This window comes from Bacillus sp. PK6-025 (genome assembly GCF_056530265.1).
The window spans coordinates 2,551,991-2,571,801 of record NZ_CP096509.1 but is presented as its reverse complement, the minus strand read 5'-3'; the positions used below and the strand labels follow the sequence as shown (position 1 = coordinate 2,571,801).

Below are 19,811 nucleotides of genomic sequence, written 5' to 3'. Positions count from 1 at the left end.
CAAAGAAAAGAGAGGAAATATTTCAAAAAACAAGCAGCAGCTGGTGCTGCGGTGTGAACATCTATCAAGACAAAATAAAAGCGGGTGAACCAAGTGGAAACCATTCGAGTGCTCATAGCGGATGATGAAAAAGAAATCAGAGATTTATTGAAAACCTATTTAAAAAGAGAGTGTTATGAGGTTGACGTGGCAGTTGACGGAGAAGATGCGTTAAGGCTGTTTGAACAAAACCATTACCACCTCGTGATATTGGATGTCATGATGCCGAAAATCGACGGCATCGAGGTCTGCAGAAGGATGAGGAATCATACGAATGTTCCGATCCTGATGCTTACCGCCAAAGACCTTGAAGGCGATAAAATTTTAGGACTGTCCATCGGCGCCGACGATTATATAACAAAGCCCTTCAGCGTAAACGAAGTGCTTGCGCGGATCAAAGCCATGCTGAGGCGCTTTTTGGTCCTCGGAAGCGAAAGCCGCTCCGATGAACAATCGCTGATTCAATTTAAAGGATTGACCATCGACTTGAAAACATATACGGTCACCGCGGGCGGACAGGAGATCTCTCTGACGGCGAAGGAGTTTGAACTGCTGAAGTTTTTCGCCTCAAATCCGGGGCAGGTATTTACGAAAACGCAGCTGTTTCGAAACGCATGGAGCGATCAATACATAGAAGATGACAATACGGTCATGGTGCATATCAGAAGGCTGAGAAAAAAAATAGAGCCGGACCCTTCCGATCCACAATTTATTCAAACTGTTTGGGGAATTGGCTATAAGTTTGTAGGTGAGAAAGATGCTGACCGATAAAAAGCTGCTGCTTCTCATTCTGCAATGTGCGGCGATTGCAGCACTTTTGTTCATCTATATGAAAACGGCTTACTTTGGGGTTTTCAGCACAATGTTGTTTATTTTTCTGTTTGCCGTTACCGCGCTGCTGTTTACGATGAGGCTTCGCTTCATCGATCGCTTAAAGCTGATCGAAACCGAGCTGAAGCGCGTGGCGGATGGAAATTTAAGAAGAAGATTGCTGGCGAAAGGCGGTCAGCCGTTTAATGAAATCATTTTTTCCATTAACGAATTGATAGAGCAGCTTGAAAAAGTTCAAATCAACGCCGCAAAATCGGAAGCGGCCAGAAAACGGCTGCTGTCTAATATTTCCCACGATATCCGAACGCCGCTCACATCAATTATTGGCTATGTTGATGCATTAAAAGACGGGGTCGCGTCTTCGGAAGAAGAGAAACAGGAATATCTCAATATCCTTTCTAAAAAATCCAACAGCCTCAAGCAATTGATCGATGAAATATTCAACATGGCGAAATTGGACGCGAATGAAGTCCAGTTGAAAACAGAGTTTTTTGACCTGGCCGAAGTCGCTAGGGAAACGCTGATCGACTTTTTGCCGGAACTGAAAAAACATGACATTGATTTGAATGTACAGATCCCGGAAAAGAAATGCTCTGTTATTGCAGATCGGCTCAGCTTGATCCGCGTGATCGAAAACATCGTGAGAAACGGCATTCATTATGGAAAAGAAGGAAAAGTACTTGGAATCGAACTGACGGAATCAGAACATGAATATCAGCTTCTCATCTGGGATCAAGGTCCGGGAATTCCGGAAAACGATATTGAAAACGTGTTTGATAGAATGTACCGCAGAGACCGGTCGAGAAGCCTTGATGACGGGAGCGGCCTGGGGCTTGCCATCGCCAAATCGCTCGTCGAAAAAAACCGCGGACGCATATGGGCACAGAGCGTCCCGTGGGAAAAAACGACGTTTGGTTTTTCGCTGCCTAAACAAAACCATCTCCAATCATTTAAGAATTAATTAAGAATTGGTTAAGAAGAAGTTAAATCCTTCTGTTTATGATGTAGTTATAAGGCGAGTGAAAGAGAGTGGATCAACTTTGAACACAATTATTAAAACGACGGATCTCACGAAAATGTACGGGCCGCAAAAGTCTGTAGACCATCTCAATATCAATGTAAAACAAGGAGATATATACGGATTTTTGGGACGAAACGGCGCCGGCAAAACGACGACGATCAGAATGCTGCTGGGTCTGATCAAACCGACCAGCGGGCAGATAGAAATTTTCGGAGAGAATTTTTTCAAGAATAAAAAAGAAATTTTAAGAAGAATCGGATCTATCGTGGAAGTGCCCGGCTTTTACGCGAACTTGACGGCAAGGGAAAACCTGCTGATCAATGCGAAAATCATAGGTATCCATAAAAAAAATGCGATCGATGAAGTATTGGAGATCGTGGGCCTGCAGCATGAAACGAAAAAGCTCGTCGGCAAGTTTTCCTTGGGCATGAAACAAAGGCTGGGAATTGCAAGAGCCTTGCTTCACTATCCGGAGCTGTTGATACTGGACGAGCCGACAAACGGCTTGGACCCGATCGGGATCAAAGAAATGAGAAGACTCATTCATTCTCTCGCCAAAGAAAGAAACATCACCATCTTTATATCAAGCCACATTTTGTCTGAAATCGAACAGCTCGTCGATCATGTCGGGATCATTCATGAAGGAAAACTGCTTGAAGAAATTCCGTTTGACCATCTCAAAAAAAGAAACCGCAAATATCTGGAATTTCAATTATCCGATCAAAATAAAGCGGTCGTTCTGATGGAACAGCATTTTGATATTCATGACTACGAAGTTCACCAGGACGGGATCATCCGGGTATACTCCCATTTGGGCCAGCAGGGAAAGCTCAATAAATTGTTTGTCGAAAACGGAATAGACGTATTGAAGATTGCGATGAGCGAAGACAGTCTTGAAGACTATTTCGTGAAGTTGATTGGGGGCGGGACGATTGGCTAATTTGCTATATACCGAATTGCTGAAGCTTAAGCGGTCACAGATGTTTCTTGTCAGTATCCTGGGAGCGGCGGCAGCCCCTTTCATCTGTTTTATATCGTCTTTGGCTAAAAAAGCCAAGTACCCTGATGTACCGATTCGCTTCAGTGAGACCTTTTCCGATACCAACCTGTATATTGTGCTTTTGATCGGAGTCCCGTTGTATGGCGTGATTACATCATATTTATTCAATCGGGAATACGCTGAAAGCACGCTAAAGAATCTATTGACGATTCCTGTTTCAAGAATCAGCCTGATTGTCAGCAAATTGGTTCTGCTCCTCATTTGGATCATGATGCTGACGTTGATTGCCTGGGTGCTGACGCTGCTGTTTGGGCTGATCGGCCAGTTTGAAGGGCTCAGTTCGGCGGTTTTAATAGATGGGTTTAAACAATTTATGATAGGCGGGGCACTTCTTTTCTTCCTGGTCAGTCCAATTATATTTGTGACACTGCTGTTTAAAAACTACGTGCCCACCATTATCTTTACAATCATTATATCAATGGTCAGCATTATGGTATACGGCACGGAGTACAGCGCTTTACTCCCCTGGTCGGCGGTATGGGTGATCGCTTCGGGTACGTTCTTTCCGGAATATCCGCCCGAATATTCTTTTATCAGTGTTGCCGCCACAACCGTTCTTGGATTAGCCGCGACAATCGTTTACTTTAAAAAAATCGATATTCATTGATGCAGGAGGAGTCTAAGGGAATGTGCAACACATGTTTGTACATTCCTAATCCCAATAAAGGCTTATTGCACAATTTTGATGGATATATTTAGGATAAAAGTATAAAAAAGGAGAATAGAACATGTCTTTTTCAGAATTAAATATTGATGCTTTTCGTTTCATTAATGATTTGGGAAAAGAGTATTCGATGCTGAATCCGGTCGTTTACTTTCTGGCCGAATATATGATGTACTTCCTCGCGTTGGGTCTTGTCGTTTATTGGCTGACCCGGACGACAAAAAACAGATTGATGGTCATTTATGCAGTCATCGCATTTGTGATTGCCGAAATTCTTGGGAAAATCATGGGCTTTCTGCATTCCAACTATCAACCGTTTGCCACGCTTCCGAATGTCAACAAGCTGATAGAGCATGAAATTGACAATTCGTTTCCGAGCGACCATACGATTTTGTTTTTTTCAATCGGCTTTTTAATCTTCCTGTTTCACAAAAAGACGGGCTGGCTGTGGCTTGTGCTTGCGTTTGCCGTAGGCATTTCCCGCATTTGGTCGGGCGTTCACTATCCGCTCGATGTTGCGGCGGGAGCCCTTCTTGGCGTGTTGTCAGCTCTGTTTGTATTCTGGACAGCACCAAAGCTGTCTTTTATTCATCAAATGCTGTCCCTTTATGAAAAGGTGGAACACCGGATTGTTCCTTCCAAAAGCAAATCGAACGATAAATCGAAGAACTTTTAAAGGATGAGGCTGCCTTGGATTTAGGCAGCCTTTGCTATGTGCACTCACAAATAAACGATCGGCTTCTTCATCCTCCAAATCGAAGGCGGTTCCCGACAGCAAGAGTATATGACCGTCTCCATGAAGGTAGACGGTCTGTCGGGTGCTTTGTTTTTTTGTACGAATAACAGCTGTAGAATCGCTTTCCAGGTATATAGGTTCCTCTTCTTCCTCCTTTTTTCATCCCCATTATAAAAGATGCGGGCTATCCATGACGAAAATTCCAAATAATAGGAATTGAATATAAGTAAAAATATGGTATAATATCAAATACGTAGGAGGTGATAATTTCCAATAGGTAATGATAAAATGGTCCATTCTGCTAGAAATCTATTTTTTCATCCATTAAAATGAGAGAACTCGGACCTTAAATTGTTTTGGATGCGGCAGTAGCTTATGGATGGCAGCTGAAGACGTACATACGAATTATCAAAAATACGGAGGGAAACGAAATGAAAAAAGCGATTTTAGGGTTTTCTTTGTCTGCGGCGCTCCTGGTTCCATCCTCATTCGCTGCGGCTGCTGGGGACGGGCAGCTGACAAGTGAGCAAAAAGAACTGCTTGAAGCCAAGACAGAATACGTGCAGTCACTTCCTGAACAGGCATCTGTCCAAAGCGGTGTGACGGCATATGCAGGAAAAAGGCTCACAATTAAAAGAGGAAGCTTCCTCGCCTGGTCGAAAGATTATATCGACTGGTACTACAACGGCAAAAAAGTATCGAAAAGCAGCGGATCGCAGGATGTCGGCTACGTCTTTCCGAATGTCGTGAGAGCAAAAGGGATTAAAAGGTATTACAAGTCTTCAGGACTTCACAAATGGAGAGCGAAAAAAACGCTGAGCTTCGGGACCGTTACACCGTGGGGAGATGTTGAATTCGCCAGCTCAACCTTTACAGACAGAAGGTGGGTCAATAAAAAAGGAAAATACGGAAACGATTAATTTGCCGTAAGCCATTTCATACAACGCTGCTAAAAGACTATTTTGAAATTAATGGCAGCGTTGTATAATGGAGAATGTTGCAACACCATCCTGATGCAAGAAAGGATTTTTTAAATTGATCAAAATCGATGACCTGACGAAATCTTATGGAAGCAAAAAGGTATTCAACCGTCTCAACATGAATATCGAAAAAAACAAAGTCACCTTCCTGATGGGGGAAAACGGCGCCGGGAAAACGACGCTCTTGAAATGCCTGCTCAAGCTGGAACATTTCGAAGGCGGCATTCTGTACGACGGAGAGCCGCTTGAAGCCGTCAGGAGCAAAGTGCACGTTATCTATGACGATTCCCCGTTTTACGATCATCTGAGCGGATATCAAAATATTAAACTGTTGATCAATAAACCTGCCGGCAAAGAAGAGCTGGAACAATTATCGCAAAAGTTCCTCGGCCGGGCGCTGCTGAAAAAAAAGGTTAAGACCTATTCATACGGACAAAAGAAAAAGCTGGCCTTAATGATCGCTGCATTAAACAAACCGTCATATTTGTTTTTGGATGAGATATCAAACGGGCTTGACTACCGGTCCATGATGGAGCTTCAGGCGCTGATCAATGACTGGTCGAGCAGGATGACGATTGTTGCCGCCGGCCATCAGTTTGAGTTTTATTCTTCAATCGTCGATCAATTATACGTGTTGAAAGACGGTTCAGCTATCCACATAGACAATTTTAAAACGAATGGAGCAGAATTGGGCGATGTCTATAAAGAATATTTATAATATTTTCAAAAAAGAGCTTGCATTTCAATCATATTCTAAAATGCTCGTCATGTTATTGCTTCCTCTATTATTCATTTCATCCGGATACATATATGTACATTATAAAAATACAATTGACAGCTATCAGCAGTTTAAAAAGACTGAAGACGAATATAAAGAACTCGGCATCGATATTAAACAGGCGCTGGCGTCGCCCGTCAAGGTGAAGGAAGGGGAGCTGAAAAGCCAGGATGGCGACGGAGAGATCGTCGAAAATATTTTAAGGTTTGACTATGAGAATTTCGTCTTGTCCCTCCATCATCTGGAGCCCAAGCAGTCGGTTATCATGACGCTTGAGCTGATGGGCTTCATCATTTTTCCCTTGGCTTTTACGCTGTATGCCATCTATATCTCCTCTTACGACATCAGGTTCAAGACGGTGAAAGTGAAAGCTGTCAGCCATGATTGGAAATCCGTTCTGCTGGCCAAACAGTGTTCGGTTTACATGGTGATGGCTGCCGCCGTGATCGCCGTTGTATGTACGGCATATGTGTCAAGCTTCGTCTTTTATTCCCTGGCTTCAAGGGCCATACCGGTCGGCGAGTTCACAATACCCGCTGTTTCAAAAAGCAATATCCCGCTTCAGCTCGTTGTCGTTCTGGCGGTCAGCTTCATTTTTTCGACGGTCGGATTTTATTTGGGCGTCCTCTTCAGAAGCTTTATTACGCCTGCTTTGCTGTATATCGTTTACAGCCTGCTTATCCCTGCTTTGGGGAGATTCGATTTGAAAAACCTGCTGTCTAATCTCGGGCATGCGGTTTTCAGTTTCAGCGGCGGCTTTAAACTGTTTACACCGGTGAAGGTGGACATGATTCCGGTCGTCATCATTTTAGCCGCATCTGTCGGCTTGCTGTCTGCGGTTACTTATTATATGGCGCACAGGCAAAGCAAATATGTCGTTTGAAAAAAGAGCGCAGGCACTTGCGCTCTTTTTTTGCAAGCGACGGATGCCCGTTGGCTCAGGTTTGGCAGGCGAGTGTCAAATAGTTGGAACAACAGAATCTGCCGTCTCTGGATGAGGCGGTTGTTTTGATTGAAACCTTGTTCCTCGTAAATATTCGAAAAATTCTATATAATAATAAAGCGGTCTCAGGAATTCATGCACTTTTTAGTAAACAGCTTTTGAACAGAGGGCAGGTGAGTATAATGGCGAATCAGGATTTGAATTTGCACACGTTATATACGAGTCATACCCGCGATGCCTGGGCAAATCTCGGCGGGCATATGGCGGTAGAAATGACCGAAGAGGAAGTAAAAAGGCTTGAAGGTTTAAATGACTATCTGTCTTTGGAAGAAGTCGAAACCGTTTATGTTCCGCTGGCGAGGCTGCTTTATTTACACCGGACAACTCAATATGAACGGAACACCCGGGTGAACGGTTTTTTGAACCATCCTCACGCGGCCAAAATTCCGTTCATCATCGGGATTGCCGGAAGCGTCGCGGTTGGAAAAAGCACGACGGCCCGCATCATTCAGACGGTGCTCTCCCGTTTGCAGGAACGGCTGAAAGTCAGTCTGATCACAACCGACGGTTTTCTTTATCCCAATGCGGTGCTGACAGAAAAACAGATGATGTCGCGGAAGGGGTTTCCGGAAAGCTATGATGTCAAAGCATTGCTTGAGTTTTTAAACGATTTAAAATCCGGCAAGGAAATCGTTCGCGCACCCGTTTATTCCCATTTAACGTACGACAGATTGGAAGGGGTTTACGAAACGGTTGAACAAGCGGATATCGTCATCATCGAAGGCGTCAATGTGCTGCAGACACCGACGATCGAAGACGACCGGACAAAACCGCGGGTTTTCGTTTCCGATTTTTTTGACTTCTCAATTTATGTGGATGCCGAAGAAGACCTCATTATCAAATGGTATCTTGAACGCTTTCGCATGCTCAGAGAGACGGCTTTTCAAGATCCGAGTTCTTATTTCCATAAATTCAAAGACCTTGCGGACGAAGAAGCGGACCATATGGCAAAGTCAATATGGGAGACCGTCAACCGTCCGAATTTGTATGAGAACATTCTGCCTACAAAATTCCGGTCTGATTTAATCTTGAGAAAAGGCGAAGGCCACAAGGTGGAAGAGATTCTCGTCAGACGGGTGTAGAAGAGGAGGCTTGCATGATCCATCATATTGAACTGTATGTTTCAGATTTGGAAGCGTCGAAGCGCTTTTGGGGCTGGTTTCTCGGAGAGCTCGGCTATGAGGTTTTTCAACAATGGGAAGACGGGATCAGCTGGAAAGCAAACGGCGCCTATCTCGTGCTTGTGCAGGCGAAAGAGCAGTTTGTCAAAGCAGGTTATCACAGGTGCCGCGTCGGTTTAAACCATCTTGCTTTTTACGCGGCATCCAAAGAACAGGTCGACGAAATGACAATGAAACTGAGGGAGCGGGGATGCCGCATTTTATATGAAGACAGACATCCGTTTGCCGGCGGAAGCGGGCATTATGCCTTATATACCGAAGATCCCGACCGCATCAAAGTCGAACTTGCGGCGCCTTGAGGCGGGCGTCCGCCGGAAGGCCGGCCTTTGACCGAGCCGGCCTGTTTTCAATTAATGCTGCATCGTTTTTTTCGAACTTAATTTGACTTTTGCTTCATCTATTTTGAGCTTCCGGAAGGCTGCCACCAGGAAAGGAACGCCGCAAATGGTGACAGCGGACAGGATTGCAAAAGTGAAAAACGGCTTTTCCGCTCCAAAGGCGTCCAGCAGCATTCCCCCCGCCCAAGGGCCGATCACGCTTCCCAGCTGGGTGAAGCCTATAGCCCCGAAGTAAGTGCCTTTCAGCTCAGGCCGGGCAATCCGGTCGACCAGTAAATCCATCATCGAAAAGAGAAGCACTTCCCCGATCGTAAACACGATAATGATCAAGACGATGGACCATAGATCGTGGAAAAACGAGAGGCTGAACAGGCTTCCGCTAATCAGCACATTTCCGGCAATCAGCGATAAAATCGGTGAAAACCGTTTGGCGATATGTACGATCGGGTACTGTACGACAAGCACGGCCAAGGCATTCAGCGTCAGCATCATACCGAACACTTTCGTCCCGTCTTCGATGAACGGGCTGGCCGCCATGTATTGTGCGAGCGTGGATGTGAAGTGGGAATACCCGAATAAACAAAGAATCGAACCGATTAGTGTAATCGTAAATACCCGGTCTTTTTTTGTCACCTCCAGCGCGTCCCGCACTTTTATACGCTTATTCCGCTCAGTTGCCGGTACGGTGTGGTGTTTAAATTGAATGACCAGCACCGCCGCATAAATAAAATAAATGAAAGCCGCAATGAAAAACGGCAGCGTCGTTTTCGAAGATCCGAGGTACAGGCCTAAAAGCGGACCGAAGACGACGCCGAGGTTGATCGCGGTATAGCGGAGATTAAAGACGAAAAGGCGCGTTTCGGGTTTGGATACGTCTGAAAGCAGCGCTCTTGAAGTCGGTTCAAACAAAGCGCGGCATAATCCGTTTAAGGCATTCATGACAAAGAATGTCCAGACATGATCGGCGAGCGCGAAACCGGCGAACACGAATGTCCAGCCGAAAATCGAAACGAGCATGATGGTTTTCCGGCCGAACCTGTCTGATAAGTACCCGCCGTAAAAGCTTGCCGCAATTCCGATCAGAGAGCTCGCTGCAATAACGGCGCCGGCAAAGCCGGAAGAGGCGCCTTTCACTTGTGTCAAATAAATTGCTAAAAAAGGGATGCTCATGGCTGTGCCCATACGTCCGAAAATGGTTCCGACAATAATAGTCCAGCTGAGCGGGTGGATGTTCTGCCATTTTTGTTTCATGATAAACTCTCCGTTACGTTTTTATTTGTTTATCATACATGAAACAAATGGCGGTGAATAGAGGAATTTCTATATGCTGGGTGATCAAAAGGAGAACAAGCCTTGATTTGTGACATAATCATAGATGACATCTTCGATATGGGCATGCAGCCCCTCATTCGGTTCCTCGATCCGCCTTTCCTGCAAAGCCAGCTTCAGGATTTCTTTTTCGCCGGGGCTGAGCGGATCGGTTGCAACATTGCGTCCGTACTGCTTCAGCGCCTGTCCGAGCATTTTTTCAATCAGTTTCTCATCCATTTGTCTTTCTCCTTTAGGAGCGCTTTTTCTTTTATCTTACTAGGAAAAAACGAGGTTCTCAAGGGAGCTTTCAATTTGAGCCATTAAACCGGATGCGGCAGCATTCCGAACTGGAATGATCCGCCATGTCACCTTCTTTCCAAAGAAGGTGTTTTTTGTTGCTTTCAGCCAGGATTTTCTTTGGATAAAATTACGCCTGGAAATCGAACGTATATTCGGAGTATAGTATTCATACACTAATTGTGCGAACATCAGTTCTTTTTGGAGGGAGAGAGATGGATTACGGTCAATATCCGTCGCGTTCGGTTTTGTGCGTTGATATGCGGAGCTTTTATGCAAGCTGTGCCGCAGTCCTGCTCGGACTTGATCCGATGACTTGCCTGCTGGCGGTTGTCGGAAACACGGAGCGGCAGGGGAGCATCGTTCTCGCTGCTTCTCCGGCTCTGAAAAGAGAGTTCGGCGTGCAAACGGGAACAAGGCTTTATCAGCTGCCGGATGATCCGCGCATCAAGCTGGTCAATCCAAAGATGGGGCTGTTTGTCCGTGTTTCTACAGAGCTCACCCGGCTGTTCTGCCGCTATGTGCCGCCTGATGCCATTCATACGTACAGCGTGGATGAAAGCTTTATTCAGGTGGACGGTGTTGAGAGCATGTGGGGAGACGCCCGAACGATTGCGATGAAAATTCAAGATGATATGGAAAGGGAGTTTGGCCTTCCCTGTGCTGTCGGAATCGGACCGAATCTGCTGATGGCAAAGCTGTGCCTTGACCTTGAAGCGAAAAAATCAGCAGACGGAGTGGCCGTTTGGGGCTACGAAGACGTGAAAACGAAGCTGTGGCCGCTGTCTCCGCTGCGCCGCATGTGGGGAATCGGCTCCAGGCTGGAAAAGACGTTAAACCGGATGGGGATTTTTACAGTCGGTCAGCTGGCTCACTATGATCTCAAGCGGCTTGAGAAAACATTCGGGGTGATGGGAAACCAGCTCTATTATCACGCTTGGGGCATCGACCTTTCAGCGATCGGAGCGCCGCTCTTGGAGGGGCAGGTCAGCTATGGAAAAAGCCAGATTTTGCTTCGCGATTATCCGAATCCGGAGGAAGTCAAGCATGTCATTCTTGAAATGTGTGAAGAAGTAGCCAAAAGGGCGCGCGCCCACCGCCAGGCCGGCCGGACCGTCAGTCTTGGCGTCGAATACAGCCGCGATGAGCTTGGCGGCGGGTTTTACCGTTCAAAAACAATGGAAAGCCCTTCAAATGTCACCCTTGATCTCTACCATACATGTCTGGCATTGTTCGAGCGGTTTTATGCCGGCAAAACGGTTCGGAAAATTTCCGTCTCTTTTTCCAATATTCAAGACGACACCAATATGCAGCTTGATCTTTTTCGTCCCGATCAGGAAAAGAAGCGGCAGCTCGGGTACGTGATGGACGGCATCAGAGAACGGCACGGATCAACAGCGCTTTTGCGGGCTGTTTCCTATACAAACGCCGGGACGGCCCGGCTGCGGTCAAAATTGGTCGGAGGCCATCAGGCATAGAAAGGAGAATCATTTATGCTTCGCGACAGAGGCAGTATCAAATGGGTTTCCATGATGCTGCCTGAGCACGTGGAATTGCTCAGGGAATATCATGAAAGCCTTCAAAAACTCAAAAAACCGATCCTGGATGAACAAAAATATGAAGAATTTAATGAAATCATTTGTGAAGCGATGGCAGAAAACAGAATGTTGCAATTTGCCTATTATCGGCAGGGGGAAGTGAAAACGCTGGCCGGCCGGATTCACTATGCCGACGCCCTGAAAAGGGAGCTGCGGATCGTAAGCCGGGCGGATGAAATATGCATTTTAAAGATGGAGGATATCATTGAGATTGAATACGATTGTCGTTTATAATAGAATCAGTATTCGGAGGTGGATAAAATGGTAAATGACATTCATTTGCCGACTGCAGCGCCTCATGCAAAGCCTGTTATCTTGAAAGGCGATACTTTGCATGAGGCGGGGTTATCAACAAATCGCCTAAAAAAAGCAAGGTATCATTTCTGATCATCCGGCTTTGCACCTTATTTTTAAATATAGATCCATAAATAAGGAGCTGGCAGAAATGAAGACACCTTTTATCAGAAATGACCAATATAATTTTATTAAGTTTCAAACGGACAGCCTTGTTCAGGGACATGCGAACATCAATGACGAAAACGTACTTGACGCTTTGAAATGCAATGCGCTCGATCAAGTGTTCAACCTGTTTCCTGATCTCAGCAGCGATCAAAAGTCTTTGCTGCAGAAGATGGCAGAAGTGGAAGACAGCGGTGAAGCGATGCGCTTTTTAGCCGAATTAAAGCCTCATGTCATTCCATTTCAGCGTATAACAGTAAAAACCGCTAAAAAGCTATTTTCTAAAGTGAAGAAGTTAAAGACGCCCGATTTTGAACAGATGGATTTCAGCGGATATTCCTACCTGGGATGGAATGATGCAGGATCAGGCAGAAAGTACATGATTGTGGATGCCGGCGGAAAGCTGACCGGAATACACGGCACCATCAAATCCAGCAATAAAAAAGGAATCTGCGCGATATGCAACAGGACCGAAGAGATCGGACTGTTCATGGCCCGGGTGAAAAGCGGGAAAGAAACCTATACAGACAGAGGCAATTATATTTGCTGTGACAGTGAAACATGCAATCAAAATGTGATGACGCTGGATCATCTGAACCATTTCGTCGCACAATTAACGAAAGAATAAACGAGAACCCCCCGGCTAAGCTTTAGCCGGGGGGTTTTATGATTTGGCTTTTAGCCTGCCTCTTTCGCAGCACTTCGCTCTCCGAAGAGACGGGTGGTCAGCCCGGGAACAGCCATACATAAGAATACGGAACGTCCAAGGCTGAATAAAAGAAAAGCGAGCCACAGCCCATGGTTTCCGAAAGCGGGCACAGCGGTAAAAAAGGCGGCCAGGAAGACGAGAACAGCCAAGAACATTGAATTTCTGACCGGGCCTATTTCAGTCGCTCCTGTAAAAATCCCGTAAAAAACGAGTCCGAAACTTGCGGCCAAAGGAAAGAGAGCGATCCAAATATCGTAGGTTTTCGCTGCTTCCAAAACGCTTTCAAGCGGTGTAAACAAGGGAAGGATTACACCTTTCAAAAGAAAGTAGCCGACTGAAAGCAGCGCGGCCGAGATCAGCGACCACTGGATCGAAAGGGAAAGCGTACGGGAATAAAGTTCCCGATCCATTCTTCCAACGGCTTTCCCGGCAAAAATGCTCGATGCATTGGCAAATCCGTCAAACACATAAGCCATCATATAATGAATTTGAATTAAGATCGCATTTGCGGCCAAAACTTCAGCGCCGAAGCCGGCTCCTTTAGCCGTAAACAAATTAAAAACCGTTAAAAGGCACAATGTCCGAATCAATAGATCGCGGTTGACAACCATCATTTTTTTAAACGGTTTCGGGTCGAACAAAACCTTGACGGACGGCAGCTTAAACCGCATGGCGGCATTCGTTTTCACAAGCCAGCAGCCGATCAGGCAGCCCGTCACTTCCGCAATCAAAGTGGCTAGAGCGATGCCGTATACTTCCATGTGAAAGACGTAGACAAAAACGATGTCAAGCACGATATTCAAGACGTTCATCGAAATCTGCAAAAGCAATGTCACTTTGATAAGGGACATTCCCATCAGCCAGCCGAGAATGCAATAGCTGATTAAAGCAAATGGAGCGCCCCAAATCCTCAGCGAAAAATACTGCGAGGCGAATTCAGCGGTATGGCGGTCAGGCTGTATCAGCGTCAGCGCTGCGTATTCAAGCGGTTTTTGCAAGAGAATGAACATCAGTCCGGCAAAAACCGCGATGCAAACAGGCCGGGCAAGAGCCAAAACGCTCTCTGATCTGTTTTGGGAGCCGAGCGACTGAGCAGCGAACCCCGATGTGCTCACCCGCAAAAAGCCGAGGAGCCAATACATCGTATTAAAAATCATCGTTCCGACTGCAACACCGCCGATGTAAGCAGGGGAGGAAAGCTGCCCGGCTACCGCCGTATCGACCGCCCCCAGCAAAGGAGTGGTGATCGTTGAAATGATCAGCGGAACGGCGAGTGCTAGATAATGTCTGTGATTCATCTCTTATGACCCCCCTTAGGATTCAAACACCTGAAGCAGCTTTTTGGCATATGGGTGCCTTTCGGCAGAAAAAAGCTCTTCTTTTTTAAATTGATCGGCAATCTGCCCGTCTTTCATGACCATGATGCGATGGCTCATAAAGTGGACAGCGGCCAGATCATGGGAAATAAACAAATAGGAAAGCCCCATATCATCCTGCAAATCTTTGAGGAGGTCGAGGATCTTCGCCTGACTGGTGACATCCAGGCTTGCCGTAGGCTCATCAAAGATGATTAAAGACGGGTGAGTGCTGATGGCTCTGGCGATTAAGGCCCTTTGGAGCTGCCCGCCGCTTAATTCATGCGGATAGCGGTCAAGGAGGCTCGAGGGAAGGCCGACCATTGAGAACAGACGCTCAGCCGTCAGACGGCGGCTGCCTTGGAAGTCCTTTAAAAATGGCGGTATGTCTTGTTTGGAAACATCAAGCGGCTCCATAACTGAATCGATAATATTGAGCTTTGGATTCAATGATGCGGCCGGATTTTGAAAAACAGCCTGCAGCTTTCGGCGCAGTCTTCGGGTCTCTTTTTTGTTTATGCCGGGAAGCGGATGTTGATGAAGCCGAATCTCTCCGTGATCGATTTTTTCGAGCAGGAGAAGGCAGCGCGCGAGGGTGCTTTTCCCGCTGCCGCTCTCGCCGGCGAGCCCGAGGCATTCGCCTTTTCGAATGGAGAACGATACATTGTCAACGGCTTTGTGGCCGCAAGCGTAATGTTTTGTCAGATTGCTGACAAAAAGAACGGTTTCTGCTGAATGGGTCATCACGCACCTCCTGTTCCCGCCAGCGCCGCTTCCTTTGTTTCAGGCGCGGCTGTCAGCCTCGGCGGAGGATTTTTCAGCGGCGGGACGGCTGCGAATAAACGTCTTGTACATTCATGTGCCGGTTGTCTGATTAAATCAGCGGTTAAGCCGCTTTCGACGATTTCTCCGTTTTGCATGACAGCGGTTTGATCGGCGTACCTTTTGACAAGCCGGAGGTCATGAGTGATAAAAAGGATGGCGCAGTTTGTTTTGGCGCGCATCACGGTGAGCTGTTGCAAGACGTCCGCGGCCGTGATGCTGTCTAAAGCCGTTGTCGGTTCGTCTGCGATGAGAAGCTTCGGGCGGAGCACCATCGCTTGAGCGATCGCGGCCCTTTGGAGCTGCCCGCCGCTCAATTGAAACGGGTAGCTTTCATATACTCTGTTTTCCGGCAGAGAAACCTCCCGAAAAGCGCGGAGAATCGCTTCTCTTCGCTTGTTTTTAGACCAATCGGTATGCGTTTTGACCATTTCGTCAATTTGTTTGCCGATCCGTATAAAAGGGGTGAATGCTCCGTGACAGTCCTGAAAAATACAGGCGATATCCTTTCCGCGCATGCGTCGGAGCGCTTTGCGGCCGGCTTGAAGCATCTGGCGGCCCTCAAATATCACATCTCCGCCGGACACCGTTAGTCCGTCCGGAAGCAGCCCGGCTATGGCCGAAGCGGTCAGGCTTTTTCCGCTGCCGCTTTCCCCGAGCAGCGCGAACCATTCCCCTTCATGGATCGAGAAGGAGGCATTTTTGACAATGGTGTGCTGTCGGGAGCTGATTGATAAGCCCTCAATGGATAACATCGGCATGCTAAGAAACTCCTTTCTTGTGTTTAACGTCAAACCTGTCCCTTAAACGATCACCGTACAGGTTGGACAACAGAACGATGAACATGATCGCAAGACCGGGAATCACCATAAGCTGAGGCGCATGCAAAAAGTAATGTTTTCCGTCATTCAGCATGGCGCCCCATTCCGGGTATGGAGGCTGAGCACCCAGTCCGATATAGGACAGGGCAGCAATCATTAACACCGTTTTTCCGATATCAAGTGTCGCAAGTACGGAAACGTTGCCGAGAACATGGGGCAGCAAGTGCTTTTTTAAAATCGCCCCGGAGCCTAAGCCCGTCAGCTCGGCCAAGGCGATGTAATCTTTTTGTTTTTCCGAAAACACCGTGCTGCGGACCAGCCTTGCATAGCCGACCCATTTGACAGCGACGACGGCCAATATTAAGTTCATCAGACCGGGGCCAAGCAAACCGCTTAAAACAATCGCGACAATATAGTCCGGAAACGCCATGACCGCGTCAACGATTCTCATGATCATCCGATCCAGCCGTCCGCCGAAAAAGCCGGAGACAAGCCCGACGGGAACGCCTATGAAAACGGAGATCAGAATCGCGGCCAAGGCGGTGCCGACCGTCGCTTTCGCACCGGCGATCATTCGGGAAAATATATCTCTGCCCAAATGGTCTGTCCCGAGCCAGTGCTGCAAGCTGATCGGCTGGAGACGGTTGGCCATATCTGTGCGGAGCGGATCGAACGGCAAAAAGAAGGGAACGGTGAACAGCGCCGCGGAAAACAGCAGCACGAACCACAGTCCTATTTTGGTTCGGAATATAAGTTTGACGTTTTTTCTCATCGGCGTCCAGCCTCCTTTAAGCGAATTTCCGGATTGAGGTACCGATAGGAGAGGTCGACCAAAAGATTGATCAGGACAACCGTGATCCCCATGAAAAGAATGTACCCCTGAATGATCGGATAATCACGCTGAACGATGGCGTCAACGACAAGCTTGCCGACGCCGGGATATGCAAACAGGACTTCAATAATCACCGTGCCGCCGAGCAGGCTGCCGAGGCTGACCCCGAATATCGTGATGACAGGGACAAGACAGTGGCGAAACGCGTGAAAGAAGAAAATTCTCGCCTCGCTGATACCGCGCGCCCTGGCTGATCTGATGAAATCCTGACCAAGGCTTTCGATCAAGCTTGACCGTACAAGGCGGACATAAACGCCCGACATCGCGATCCCGAGCGTGAGAGAGGGGAGAATCAAATGTTTAAACGTTCCGGCTCCCATCGACGGCAGCCAATTCAGCCTGACGGAGAAGAGATCGATCAGTATCAATCCGAGCCAAAAGCTTGGGAGCGCGGCTCCCACTAAAGCGAGCAAGCGGCCGAGATGATCGATCCACCGATCCCGGTATAAAGCGGAAAGCGTTCCGACCGGCACGGCGATCAGCAGCATGACGAGAAGCGATGCGCCGGTCAGAAGCAATGTCGCCGGGAATTTCCGGCTGAGCTCGTCGATGACGGGTTCGTGTGTTGTATAGGATTTTCCCAAATCAAATTGGAAAAAGCGTTTAAACCAGTTCCAATATTGAATATAAACCGGTTTGTCCAAACCGAGCTCCTCTTTGAATGCCTCGATCTGCTCGTCTGTTACCGCTACATCATCTACGCGAAGCATCTGTTTCACCGGATCACCGGGAGCCGCTTTCATAAATACAAAGCTGATAAACGAAAGCAGGAATAAGAATAGAACCAGTTCAAACAGCCGCTTAGCGATCTGCTTCATTTCGTTTTCACATCCAAATCTTTCGTCAGCATATAATACTCACTTTTGCTCGTTTCCCAATTTAATACACCGTCTCGGTATGCCGTGATGTTTTCGGGAGTGACGATAAAAGAGTTCAATGTCTCCTTCTCGATCAATTCAGCTGCTTTTTTAGCAAGGCGGTCCCGCTTCTCTTTGTCGATTGTGCGGTTGAATTTCTCAATCCATTTGATCAAGGTTTGATTTTCGATGCCGCTGTAGTTTAAAGCGCCATTCGGCATATAGGCGGTGTTCAGCAAATAGCCGGCATCGCCTCTGGGCGCGGTCATCGAGCTGTATGTCGCCAAATCCCAATCATCGTTCTTCGCCAAATACTCATCGATATTTTCGACTTGTTGAATCTTAATCGAAATGCCCAGTTCCTTCGCATTTGATTCAAGAATTTGTGCGATTAAAGGCAATTCCGGACGAGACTGATAGGTTAGCAGTGTAAAAGATAAGGCTTTTCCGTCCTTCACGGCTTTGCCGTTTTCAAGCTCGTAGCCGGCTTTTTTCAGCTCAGCTTTTGCCGCTTCCAGTCCGCTCGGCTTTTGAACCGTACCGGCGGAAAACGGGAAATCCGCTAAGAAAGGTCCGTCTGCCGGCTGAGCATGCCCGTTCAAAATGCTTTCAGCGATTTCTTTGCGGTCCAGTAATGCGTCGAAGGCGCGGCGCAGGTGACGGTCAGCGAAATGATCCTTCTTTGTATTGTAGAGAATCTGGTGAACGCGCAAGCTCGGCACCGAATTAACGGTAATCGATGAATCTTTTTGAATTTGGTCAATATCCTCCACGCTCGGTCTGTAAATAATGTCGGCATCTTTTGATTGGAGAGCCATGACGCGGGCGTTTGCGTCTTCATTAAACGAAAATGTGACGTGCTTCAGCTTCGGTTTGCCGTCCCAATAATCGTCATACCGTTCTAACTCTATTTTATGGCCGGCCTCAAAAGAGGAAACTTGAAAAGGGCCCGTCCCAACGGGCTGTTGAGAAATGTTTGCTGCGCTGACGTCAATGATCGATGTGTTTGGATGAACCAATTCTGAAGGGAATTCGGGAAAAGGCTCCTTTGTTGTAATCGTCAATGTTTGTCCTGCAGCTTTGATTTCTTTAATTTTTAAGGCGTTATTCATCGCTTTGCTCTCGCGTATCGTCCGTTCTAAAGACGCTTTTACCGCTTTGGCATCCGCTTTTTTGCCATTTTGAAACGTCAGATTGTCTTTAAGGGTGAAGACCCATGTTTGTCCGTCTTTACTTTCCCAATCCTTGGCAAGCCAAGGTTCGATGGAAAGGTCAGCGCTGATTTTGACGAGCGTTTCGCTGATGCCGGCGCGGACAGCCGTATAATTGACATCGAGATTCGGGTCAAGGGTTTGACTTGGAATATTGAAAAGAAAGGTGAGTTTCTTCTCATCTCCTTTCGCTGAGTCAGCGCCTCCGGCGGAGCAGGAAGCGAGAATGAAGAGAAAAACAATCGGTATGATCATGCGTTTTGCTATGTAAGCCATCGGTTAATACCCCCAAGTAGTAATGATTTCGATTTACCTTCATTATCATAGGGGATATTTCCTTTGTTGTAAAGGAATGTTTGTTCGTGTTTGACGAAAGTGCGGGGACAAATTTTTCGGAGCCCGGCCAGCTTTTCCATATAAAATAGGTCTGCAAAAAAGAAAGCCCGAATAATTTGAAACAAGGGAGTTAATGGAACGATTTACAGGGGAAAAAAATATGCTGTTAATAAGATGTTCAAACAGCAAGTGAAAGGAGCCATAAAGCGATGATGATTACAGTAAAAATACGCCATACCGCTGAAACCGAAGGCACAGACATAGGTGACTTCACTCCTGCTGAACTCGAAAGCATCGTCCAGACGATCAGAAAATACGGAGCTTGGCTTTCACCTGATGCCGACGCAGATGATTATAAATTTACATTCCAAGACGCTAAATACAATCTCGAACAAAGAGTCTTTGAAATCATTGTGGAATAATCATATATCGACGGGGTTGACGGACACTGAATGAACGATCGGAAATGGCGTTTATTTAGAGTCCTTTTTATTTTTGCCGGGCGGGAAGAC

General features: G+C 47.0%; 22 protein-coding genes. 14 read left to right on the top strand and 8 right to left on the bottom strand.

Annotated features, from left to right (window positions below):
- Positions 1 to 93: 93 nt before the first annotated feature.
- From M1D67_RS13290 to M1D67_RS13245, 10 genes are all read left to right on the top strand, one after another.
- Entirely contained in the window at positions 94 to 810 is a 717-nt protein-coding gene (locus M1D67_RS13290; protein ID WP_025811198.1) for a response regulator transcription factor, read from the top strand.
- Positions 797 to 1,831: a sensor histidine kinase gene (locus M1D67_RS13285; protein WP_479831332.1), complete on the top strand. Its 1,035-nt coding sequence runs from the start codon at positions 797 to 799 to the stop codon at positions 1,829 to 1,831. The genes M1D67_RS13290 and M1D67_RS13285 overlap by 14 nt, the downstream gene beginning before the upstream one ends.
- Before the next feature lie 79 nt (positions 1,832 to 1,910).
- Positions 1,911 to 2,831: a bacitracin resistance ABC transporter ATP-binding subunit BcrA gene (gene bcrA / locus M1D67_RS13280; RefSeq protein ID WP_023855962.1), complete on the top strand. Its 921-nt coding sequence runs from the start codon at positions 1,911 to 1,913 to the stop codon at positions 2,829 to 2,831.
- 40 nt (positions 2,832 to 2,871) lie between these two features.
- A complete protein-coding gene (bcrB, locus tag M1D67_RS13275) occupies positions 2,872 to 3,558 on the top strand; it encodes a bacitracin resistance ABC transporter permease subunit BcrB (protein WP_229029997.1) in 687 nt (228 codons plus the stop codon).
- Positions 3,559 to 3,679: 121 nt separating this feature from the next.
- Positions 3,680 to 4,291, top strand: a complete 612-nt coding sequence (gene bcrC, locus M1D67_RS13270; RefSeq protein WP_023855960.1) for a bacitracin resistance undecaprenyl-diphosphatase BcrC — start codon at positions 3,680 to 3,682, stop codon at positions 4,289 to 4,291.
- Between the two features lie 491 nt (positions 4,292 to 4,782).
- Positions 4,783 to 5,271: a hypothetical protein gene (locus M1D67_RS13265; RefSeq protein ID WP_023855959.1), complete on the top strand. Its 489-nt coding sequence runs from the start codon at positions 4,783 to 4,785 to the stop codon at positions 5,269 to 5,271.
- A 115-nt stretch (positions 5,272 to 5,386) separates the two neighbouring features.
- Positions 5,387 to 6,049 (top strand): ATP-binding cassette domain-containing protein, encoded by a 663-nt coding sequence (locus M1D67_RS13260; RefSeq protein ID WP_023855958.1) that lies wholly within the window; start codon positions 5,387 to 5,389, stop codon positions 6,047 to 6,049.
- Entirely contained in the window at positions 6,027 to 6,992 is a 966-nt protein-coding gene (locus M1D67_RS13255) for an ABC transporter permease (protein ID WP_479831331.1), read from the top strand. The genes M1D67_RS13260 and M1D67_RS13255 overlap by 23 nt, the downstream gene beginning before the upstream one ends.
- A gap of 242 nt (positions 6,993 to 7,234) precedes the next feature.
- Positions 7,235 to 8,194 (top strand): type I pantothenate kinase, encoded by a 960-nt coding sequence (gene coaA / locus M1D67_RS13250; protein WP_020452068.1) that lies wholly within the window; start codon positions 7,235 to 7,237, stop codon positions 8,192 to 8,194.
- Between the two features lie 14 nt (positions 8,195 to 8,208).
- Positions 8,209 to 8,592, top strand: a complete 384-nt coding sequence (locus tag M1D67_RS13245) for a VOC family protein (protein ID WP_023855956.1) — start codon at positions 8,209 to 8,211, stop codon at positions 8,590 to 8,592.
- A 51-nt stretch (positions 8,593 to 8,643) separates the two neighbouring features.
- Here M1D67_RS13245 and M1D67_RS13240 read toward each other — a convergent pair whose 3' ends face one another.
- Both M1D67_RS13240 and M1D67_RS13235 read right to left on the bottom strand, forming a co-directional pair.
- Positions 8,644 to 9,882 carry an MDR family MFS transporter gene (locus M1D67_RS13240; RefSeq protein WP_023855955.1) on the bottom strand — a complete coding sequence of 413 codons (1,239 nt, stop codon included), beginning with the start codon at positions 9,880 to 9,882 and terminating at the stop codon, positions 8,644 to 8,646.
- Positions 9,883 to 9,966: 84 nt separating this feature from the next.
- Positions 9,967 to 10,179 carry a YqzH family protein gene (locus M1D67_RS13235; protein ID WP_023855954.1) on the bottom strand — a complete coding sequence of 71 codons (213 nt, stop codon included), beginning with the start codon at positions 10,177 to 10,179 and terminating at the stop codon, positions 9,967 to 9,969.
- A gap of 275 nt (positions 10,180 to 10,454) precedes the next feature.
- Between M1D67_RS13235 and M1D67_RS13230 the strand changes: the two genes are divergently transcribed.
- From M1D67_RS13230 to M1D67_RS13220, 3 genes are all read left to right on the top strand, one after another.
- On the top strand, positions 10,455 to 11,717 hold the full coding sequence (locus M1D67_RS13230) for a Y-family DNA polymerase (RefSeq protein ID WP_195258087.1): 1,263 nt from the start codon (positions 10,455 to 10,457) through the stop codon (positions 11,715 to 11,717).
- A gap of 15 nt (positions 11,718 to 11,732) precedes the next feature.
- A complete protein-coding gene (locus tag M1D67_RS13225) occupies positions 11,733 to 12,071 on the top strand; it encodes a YolD-like family protein (RefSeq protein WP_020452064.1) in 339 nt (112 codons plus the stop codon).
- A gap of 211 nt (positions 12,072 to 12,282) precedes the next feature.
- On the top strand, positions 12,283 to 12,924 hold the full coding sequence (locus M1D67_RS13220; RefSeq protein WP_020452063.1) for a FusB/FusC family EF-G-binding protein: 642 nt from the start codon (positions 12,283 to 12,285) through the stop codon (positions 12,922 to 12,924).
- 50 nt (positions 12,925 to 12,974) lie between these two features.
- Here M1D67_RS13220 and M1D67_RS13215 read toward each other — a convergent pair whose 3' ends face one another.
- The 6 genes from M1D67_RS13215 to nikA are packed head-to-tail and all read right to left on the bottom strand — an operon-like array spanning position 12,975 to position 19,239.
- Positions 12,975 to 14,303 carry an MATE family efflux transporter gene (locus M1D67_RS13215; protein ID WP_025811203.1) on the bottom strand — a complete coding sequence of 443 codons (1,329 nt, stop codon included), beginning with the start codon at positions 14,301 to 14,303 and terminating at the stop codon, positions 12,975 to 12,977.
- A 15-nt stretch (positions 14,304 to 14,318) separates the two neighbouring features.
- Positions 14,319 to 15,104 (bottom strand): ABC transporter ATP-binding protein, encoded by a 786-nt coding sequence (locus M1D67_RS13210; protein WP_020452061.1) that lies wholly within the window; start codon positions 15,102 to 15,104, stop codon positions 14,319 to 14,321.
- Positions 15,104 to 15,943 carry an ATP-binding cassette domain-containing protein gene (locus M1D67_RS13205; protein ID WP_023855951.1) on the bottom strand — a complete coding sequence of 280 codons (840 nt, stop codon included), beginning with the start codon at positions 15,941 to 15,943 and terminating at the stop codon, positions 15,104 to 15,106. The genes M1D67_RS13210 and M1D67_RS13205 overlap by 1 nt, the downstream gene beginning before the upstream one ends.
- Before the next feature lies 1 nt (position 15,944).
- Positions 15,945 to 16,775 (bottom strand): nickel transporter permease, encoded by an 831-nt coding sequence (nikC, locus tag M1D67_RS13200; protein WP_479831330.1) that lies wholly within the window; start codon positions 16,773 to 16,775, stop codon positions 15,945 to 15,947.
- A complete protein-coding gene (nikB, locus tag M1D67_RS13195; protein ID WP_020452058.1) occupies positions 16,772 to 17,713 on the bottom strand; it encodes a nickel ABC transporter permease in 942 nt (313 codons plus the stop codon). Before nikB ends, nikC begins: the two co-directional genes overlap by 4 nt.
- Entirely contained in the window at positions 17,710 to 19,239 is a 1,530-nt protein-coding gene (nikA, locus tag M1D67_RS13190) for a nickel ABC transporter substrate-binding protein (protein ID WP_309539387.1), read from the bottom strand. Before nikA ends, nikB begins: the two co-directional genes overlap by 4 nt.
- A 269-nt stretch (positions 19,240 to 19,508) precedes the next feature.
- On the opposite strand from nikA, the gene M1D67_RS13185 reads away from it, so the two are divergent.
- The gene (locus M1D67_RS13185) at positions 19,509 to 19,721 is read left to right on the top strand and encodes a hypothetical protein (protein ID WP_023855949.1); all 213 of its coding nucleotides are present in this window, start codon (positions 19,509 to 19,511) and stop codon (positions 19,719 to 19,721) included.
- Positions 19,722 to 19,811 lie beyond the last annotated feature (90 nt).